The sequence below is a fragment of the Halalkalibacter flavus genome (assembly GCF_036663575.1).
Lineage (GTDB): Bacteria > Bacillota > Bacilli > Bacillales > Bacillaceae_D > Halalkalibacter > Halalkalibacter flavus.
This window is the reverse complement of sequence record NZ_JAWRVK010000186.1, coordinates 1-281: the sequence shown is the minus strand read 5'-3', so window position 1 is coordinate 281 and position 281 is coordinate 1. Positions and strand designations below refer to the sequence as shown.

Sequence of the window (281 nt, the reverse complement as noted above, 5' to 3'; positions counted from 1 at the left end):
TGGGGCGACTGATGGGAATCGAACCCACGAATGTCGGAACCACAATCCGATGCGTTAACCACTTCGCCACAATCGCCATATATGGTGGAGGGGGACGGATTTGAACCGCCAACCTTCGGGTTATGAGCCCGACGAGCTACTAGGCTACTCTACTCCGCGCCGTTATCTAGTATTCGGATGACGTCTCTTATTATTTTAAAATCAATAGCGGCGGAGGGAATCGAACCCACGACCTCACGGGTATGAACCGTACGCTCTAGCCAGCTGAGCTACGCCGCCTC

3 tRNA genes are annotated in these 281 nt (G+C 53.7%); all 3 read right to left on the bottom strand.

From position 1 onward, the window contains the following. Nucleotides 1-76: transfer RNA gene (locus SAY88_RS24925), tRNA-His, on the bottom strand. A gap of 6 nt (nucleotides 77-82) precedes the next feature. Continuing rightward, a tRNA-Met gene (locus SAY88_RS24920) sits at nucleotides 83-156 on the bottom strand. 49 nt (nucleotides 157-205) lie between these two features. Continuing rightward, nucleotides 206-279: transfer RNA gene (locus SAY88_RS24915), tRNA-Met, on the bottom strand. Between the last annotated feature and the right edge of the window lie 2 nt (nucleotides 280-281).